The sequence below is a fragment of the uncultured Ralstonia sp. genome, assembly GCA_913056305.1.
Classification (GTDB): domain Bacteria; phylum Pseudomonadota; class Gammaproteobacteria; order Burkholderiales; family Burkholderiaceae; genus Ralstonia.
The window spans coordinates 1-5,832 of record CAJXMR010000261.1; the positions used below are offsets into that span (position 1 = coordinate 1).

Annotated in this window: 5 protein-coding genes and 1 pseudogene; all 6 read left to right on the forward strand. The window is 65.5% G+C overall.

Annotated features, from left to right (window positions below; genetic code table 11):
- Nucleotides 1-37 precede the first annotated feature (37 nt).
- Nucleotides 38-613: a DUF2059 domain-containing protein gene (locus tag QZ609_RS23715; protein ID WP_295500097.1), complete on the forward strand. Its 576-nt coding sequence runs from the start codon at nt 38-40 to the stop codon at nt 611-613.
- Nucleotides 614-714: 101 nt separating this feature from the next.
- Nucleotides 715-1,851 (forward strand): 3-phosphoserine/phosphohydroxythreonine transaminase, encoded by a 1,137-nt coding sequence (serC, locus tag QZ609_RS23720; protein ID WP_295500099.1) that lies wholly within the window; start codon nt 715-717, stop codon nt 1,849-1,851.
- 95 nt (nt 1,852-1,946) lie between these two features.
- Nucleotides 1,947-3,062 (forward strand): prephenate dehydratase, encoded by a 1,116-nt coding sequence (gene pheA / locus QZ609_RS23725; RefSeq protein WP_295500101.1) that lies wholly within the window; start codon nt 1,947-1,949, stop codon nt 3,060-3,062.
- Nucleotides 3,063-3,158: 96 nt separating this feature from the next.
- The gene (gene hisC / locus QZ609_RS23730) at nt 3,159-4,283 is read left to right on the forward strand and encodes a histidinol-phosphate transaminase (RefSeq protein ID WP_295500103.1); all 1,125 of its coding nucleotides are present in this window, start codon (nt 3,159-3,161) and stop codon (nt 4,281-4,283) included.
- 97 nt (nt 4,284-4,380) lie between these two features.
- Nucleotides 4,381-5,289, forward strand: a complete 909-nt coding sequence (locus QZ609_RS23735) for a prephenate dehydrogenase (protein ID WP_295500105.1) — start codon at nt 4,381-4,383, stop codon at nt 5,287-5,289.
- Between the two features lie 22 nt (nt 5,290-5,311).
- A pseudogene (locus QZ609_RS23740) lies at nt 5,312-5,832 on the forward strand (3-phosphoshikimate 1-carboxyvinyltransferase); the annotation flags it as partial.

The following is a 5,832-nucleotide window of genomic DNA, read 5'->3' on the forward strand; positions in this document are numbered from 1 at the left end:
CCGGCCTAAACGCAACGCTTATCTCAAGGGAGCAACAATGCACAAGAGTCTCAAACATCTGATCGTGGTGGCAGGTTTCGCGCCGCTGTTTGCCTTCGCACAAACCGCTGGTGGCGATGCTGACAAGACGGCTGCCATCAAGGAATTGCTGACGACCATGAACGTCGACCAGGCAATCCGCGGTCAGGGTGAAGTGCTGGAAAACGGTGCCAAGCAGGAAGCCCCGCTGGTGCTGGAACAAGCACTGGTCGAGAACAAGTCGCTCGACGACAAGCAGAAGCAGGCTGCCGTCGACAAGCTGAAGCAGAACGGCGCCGTGCAGCGCATGACCGATGGTGCCGGCAAGGCCTTCGAAACCGATACCTTCCGCAAGGACGCTCTGCAAGCGCACTACGACTCGCTGTCGAAGTACTACACGACGCAACAGATCAAGGATCTGACCACGTTCCTGAAGACCCCGAGCGGCCAAGCGTTCATGACCAACCAGGGCAAGGCGATGCAGGAAGTGTGGGGCAGCGTGATGCAGAAGTACGGTCCGCAAGTCGGCAAGTCCATGCGCGACATGGCTGACAAGGAAATCGGCCTGGCGACCACCGCCAAGAAGGGCAAGTAATCATCGTTGAACCGGCGCGATCCCCGTCGCGCCGTCGATTGATGGATAATGGCTGTTTGGGTTTGCGCCCAGACAGCCATTTTTCTTTTGTCCTTTCGCCCATGAGTCAAGCCGATCTCGCCCTCCAAGCCAGCCAGGCACGTGTCTACAACTTTTCGGCGGGGCCGGCCGTGCTGCCGGCCGAAGTGCTGCAGCAAGCGGCGGAAGAGATGCTCTCCTGGCAGGGCAGCGGCATGAGCGTGATGGAGATGAGCCATCGCGGCCGCGAGTTCGAAAGCATCATGGCGCAGGCCTTTGCTGACCTGCGCGAGTTGCTGGCGGTGCCGGACAACTACGAGATCCTGTTCCTGCAGGGCGGCGCCATCGCCGAGAACGCCATCGTGCCGCTGAACCTGATGCGGCGGTTGTCGGTTGACGGCCCGAAGGCCGACTACGTCGTCACCGGCACCTGGTCGGTCAAGTCGCAGCAGGAAGCGCGCAAGTATGGTCAGGTGAACATCGCCGCGACCAGCGAAGCCGAGCGCTTCCACAAGATTCCGGATGTGTCGACGTGGCAGCTGTCGCACGATGCGGCCTACGTGCACCTGTGCACCAACGAGACCATCGTCGGCGTGGAGTATCAGGAGACGCCGGATGTTGGCCAAGCGCACGGGCGCGTGGTGGTGGCCGACGTGTCGAGCCATATCCTCTCGCGGTCGATCGACTGGAATGGTTACCAAGTCCTGTATGGCGGCGCGCAGAAGAACATCGGCCCGGCCGGCCTGACCATCGCCATCGTGCGCAAGGATTTGCTCGGCCATGCCCACCCGCTGTGCCCATCGGCGTTCAATTGGCGCCTGGTGGCCGAGAATGGCTCGATGTACAACACGCCGCCCACCTATGCGATCTACGTCGCTGGGCTGGTGTTCCAGTGGATCAAGCGCCAGGGCGGCGTCGAGGCGCTGGAGACGCGCAATATCGTCAAGTCGGAGATGCTGTACGACTTCATCGACGCCAGCAGCTTCTACCGCAACGACATCCATCCGTCGTGCCGTTCGCGCATGAACGTGCCGTTCTTCCTCAATGACGAGTCCCGCAACGAGGCGTTCCTGGCGCAGGCGCGCGAGCGTGGGCTGGTGCAGCTCAAGGGCCACAAGTCCGTGGGCGGCATGCGGGCGAGCATCTACAACGCGATGCCGCTGGAAGGTGTGGAGGCGCTGGTCGACTTCATGCGCGATTTCGAGCGGTCGGCCGCCTAAGCGCAGAAGGCACCCGCTCAACCACGGCAGAACATTGCGCGAAGCGCCCGCTTTGCGTGGCAATTTGCAATCCGTTGCCGAACCCGATTCCTACAATGACCAGTCAGTCAGACGATACGAAGCAAAACAAGGACGCCGCACTCGCGGCGGAGCTGGCGCCGTTGCGCACGCAGATCGACGCGATCGACAACCAGCTGCTGAGCCTGCTCTCGGACCGCGCCAAGGTGGCGCAGGAAGTGGGCGAGGTGAAGAAGCGCTATTCGTCGCCGGCGTTCCGGCCGGACCGCGAGCTGCAGGTCATCCGCAAGATGCAGTCGGGCAATGCGGGCCCGCTGCACGACGAGAGCATCGCGGCCATCTGGCGCGAGGTGATGTCGGCGTGCCGCGGCCTGGAGCAGGCGCTGCGCATCGGTTACCTCGGCCCGACGGGTACGTTCACGGAGCAGGCGGTGTTCGCCCACTTCGGGCATGAGATCCAGCCGGTGCCGTGCCCGAGCATCGATGAGGTGTTCCGCGCGGCGGAGTCCGGCACGGTCGATTGCGGCGTGGTGCCGGTCGAGAATTCGACCGAAGGCGTGGTATCGCGCACGCTCGATCTGTTTTTGCAGACGTCGCTGAAGATCAGCGGCGAGATCGCGCTGCGGGTCCACCACAACCTGCTGCACAAGACCGGCGACATGTCGCAGGTGAAAGTGGTGCGCGCGCATGCGCAGGCGCTGGCGCAGTGCCAGCGTTGGCTGAACACGCACTACCCGCACCTGGAGCGCGAGGCGGTGTCGAGCAACGCCGAAGCCGCGCGCGTGGCGGGCGAAGATGAAACCATCGCCGCGCTGGCGAGCGTGCAGGCGGCCAACCGCTACGGCCTGCACGTGGTGCGCGCCAACGTGGAGGACGATCCGCACAACCGCACGCGTTTCGTCGTCATCGGCAACTACGAGACGGAACCGAGCGGACGCGACCAGACCTCGCTGATCCTGTCGGTGCCGAACGAGGCCGGCGCGGTCTACAAGCTGTTGGCGCCGCTGGCCGAGAATGGCGTGTCGATGTGCCGCTTCGAGTCGCGGCCGGCGCGCAGCGGTGCGTGGGAGTACTACTTCTACGTCGACGTGGAAGGCCATCAGCGCGACCCGCAGGTGGCGCGCGCGCTGGAAAAGCTGCACCACGACGCAGCGTATTTCAAGGTGCTGGGGTCCTACCCCTCGGCACGCTAACGGGGACGAGGCAGGCCGGCGCCGGTTTGCGGCGCTCCCGAGGGATTCAGAAGCGCGCCTCGCATGGGCGGGGCGCCGATACCAGAGGAGCACCCCATGTCTTTGCAGTTCGGCCCCGAATATGTCCGCGCCATCGCCCCCTATGTGGCCGGCAAGCCGATTTCCGAAGTCGCGCGCGAGTTCGGTTTGGATGCCGCGCGCATCGTCAAACTGGCGTCCAACGAGAACCCGCTGGGCATGCCGCAATCGGCCAAGTCGGCCATGGCCACGGCCATCGATGAGCTGGCGCGCTACCCGGATGCCAACGGTTTCAGCCTGAAGGCCGCGCTGCACGACAAGTTCGGCGTGCCGGAAGCGTGGATCACGCTCGGCAACGGCAGCAATGACATCCTTGAACTCGCCGCCCGCGCGCTGGTGGCGCCGGGGCAGGGTGTGATCTACGCGCAGCACTCGTTTGCGGTGTATGCGCTGGCCGCGCAGGAAGTCGGCGCGCGCGCCATCGAAGTGCTGGCCCGCGACTACGGCCACGATCTGGACGCGATGGCCGCCGCCATCACGCCGGACACGCGCCTGATCTACATCGCCAACCCGAACAACCCGACCGGCACCTTCCTGCCGGCCGACGCCATCGCTGCGTTCCTCGCCAAGGTGCCGCCGACCGTGGTCGTCGTGTTGGACGAGGCGTACAACGAATTCCTCAAGCCCGAGCAGCAGTACGACTCCGTCGCGTGGGTGCGCCAGTATCCAAACCTGCTGGTGTCGCGCACGTTCTCCAAGGCGTATGGGCTGGCTGGCCTGCGCGTGGGCTACGGCATCGCGCAGCCGCAGCTGACCGATCTGCTCAACCGCATCCGCCAGCCGTTCAACGTCAACAGCCTGGCGCAGGCGGCAGCCGTCGCTGCGCTGAGTGACGCCGAATTCCTGCGCCAATCCGCGGAGCTGAACGCCGCCGGCTACGTGCAGCTGACTGAAGCGTTCGATCGCCTCGGCTTGCAGTACGTGCCGTCGTCGGGCAACTTCGTACTGGTGCGCGTGGGCGACGACACCAGCGCCGGTGCGCGCGTGAACATCGCGCTGCTCAAGCAGGGTGTGATCGTGCGCCCGGTTGGCAACTATGGCCTGCCGCAATGGCTGCGCATCAGCATCGGGCTGCCGGAAGAAAACGCCACCTTCATCGAGGCGCTGGAAGTGGCGCTGGCGCAGGAAAAGGCCGCCGCGTAACTTCTGTCGTGACCCGCGCGGCACCCCGCCCCAGGCATCGGGCGCCGCGCACATCGGGCTACAATGCCGCTTTGCTTTTTTCTGGCAGGGCGGTGTTGTGGCCTCTTCTTTTTCCAGTTCGCGGTTGGTGATCGTTGGCGTCGGCTTGATCGGCGGTTCGCTCGCGCTGGCGTTGCGCCATGCGGGCGTGGTCGGGCATATCGTGGGCGTCGGTCGGTCGGCGGCGTCGCTGGAGACGGCCATCCGCCTGGGCGTGATCGACGAGGCCCTGCCGATGGAAGAGGCCGTGCGGGGCGCCGACATGGTCGTGCTGTGTGCGCCCGTGGCGCAGACGCTGCCACTGCTGCTCGCCATGCAGCCGCACCTCGGCGCGGATGCCATCGTGACGGACGCCGGCAGCACCAAGTCCGACGTCATCATGGCCGCCAAGACGGCGCTGGGCGACCAGGTCAGCCAGTTCGTGCCGGCGCACCCGATTGCGGGCCGTGAGCTGAATGGCGTGGAAGCCGCGTTGGCCGACCTCTATGTCGGCAAAAAGACGGTTCTGTGCCCACTGCAGGAAAATCGCCGCGCCGATGTTGCCCGCGTACAGGCAATGTGGGAAACGGCGGGCGCGTACTGCCACGTGATGTCGGCCGTGCAGCACGATGCCGTCTTCGCTGCCGTCAGCCATCTGCCGCACGTGCTGTCGTACGCGCTGGTCGCGCAGATCATCAACGCCGAAGACGCCGAGCTCAAGCTCGACTTTGCCGGCGGTGGCTTCCGCGATTTCACCCGCATCGCGGCGTCATCGCCGGAGATGTGGCGCGATATCTGCCTGTCGAACCGCGAGGCATTGCTGCGCGAGCTCACCACCTACGAAGCCGTGGTCGGCCGCCTGAAGACGATGATTGCCGAGCGCGACGGCGCTGCGCTCGAACGCGTGTTCCGCCGCGCCAGCGAGGCGCGCCTGGCCTGGCCGCAGCGCGTGGCACCAGTAGATGGTACCGGCGCGCAACCCGAATAACGTTTTAGAACTGACTGGACTCATGAAACACCTCGACGTCGGTCCGCTGAAGGCGGCGCGCGGCACGATCAAGCTGCCGGGCTCGAAGAGCATCTCCAACCGCGTGCTGCTGCTGGCTGCGCTGGCGCAGGGCGAAACCGTCGTGCGCGAGCTGCTGGATTCCGACGACACGCGCGTCATGCTGGCCGCGCTCGACAAGTTGGGCGTGTCGGTAGAGCGGCTGGGTGACAACGATTACCGCGTCACCGGCACCGGCGGCCGTTTCCCGTCCAAATCCGCTGATCTGTTCATGGGCAACGCCGGCACCGCCATCCGCCCGCTGACCGCCGCGCTGGCCCTACAGGGCGGCGAATATACGCTGCACGGCGTGCCGCGCATGCACGAGCGGCCGATCGGCGATCTGGTCGACGGCCTGCGCCAGGTCGGCGCGCGCATCGACTACACCGGCAACGAAGGCTTCCCGCCGCTGGCCATCCACGCCGCGCCGGTCAAGATCGACGCGCCGATCCGCGTGCGCGGCGATGTGTCGAGCCAGTTCCTGAC

Excerpts from the sequence above, each read along its gene's own strand:
- QZ609_RS23715 (WP_295500097.1), top strand. The coding sequence starts at position 38 with ATGCACAAGAGTCTCAAACATCTGATCGTGGTGGCAGGTTTCGCGCCG.
- serC (WP_295500099.1), top strand. The coding sequence starts at position 715 with ATGAGTCAAGCCGATCTCGCCCTCCAAGCCAGCCAGGCACGTGTCTAC.
- pheA (WP_295500101.1), top strand. The coding sequence starts at position 1,947 with ATGACCAGTCAGTCAGACGATACGAAGCAAAACAAGGACGCCGCACTC.
- hisC (WP_295500103.1), top strand. The coding sequence starts at position 3,159 with ATGTCTTTGCAGTTCGGCCCCGAATATGTCCGCGCCATCGCCCCCTAT.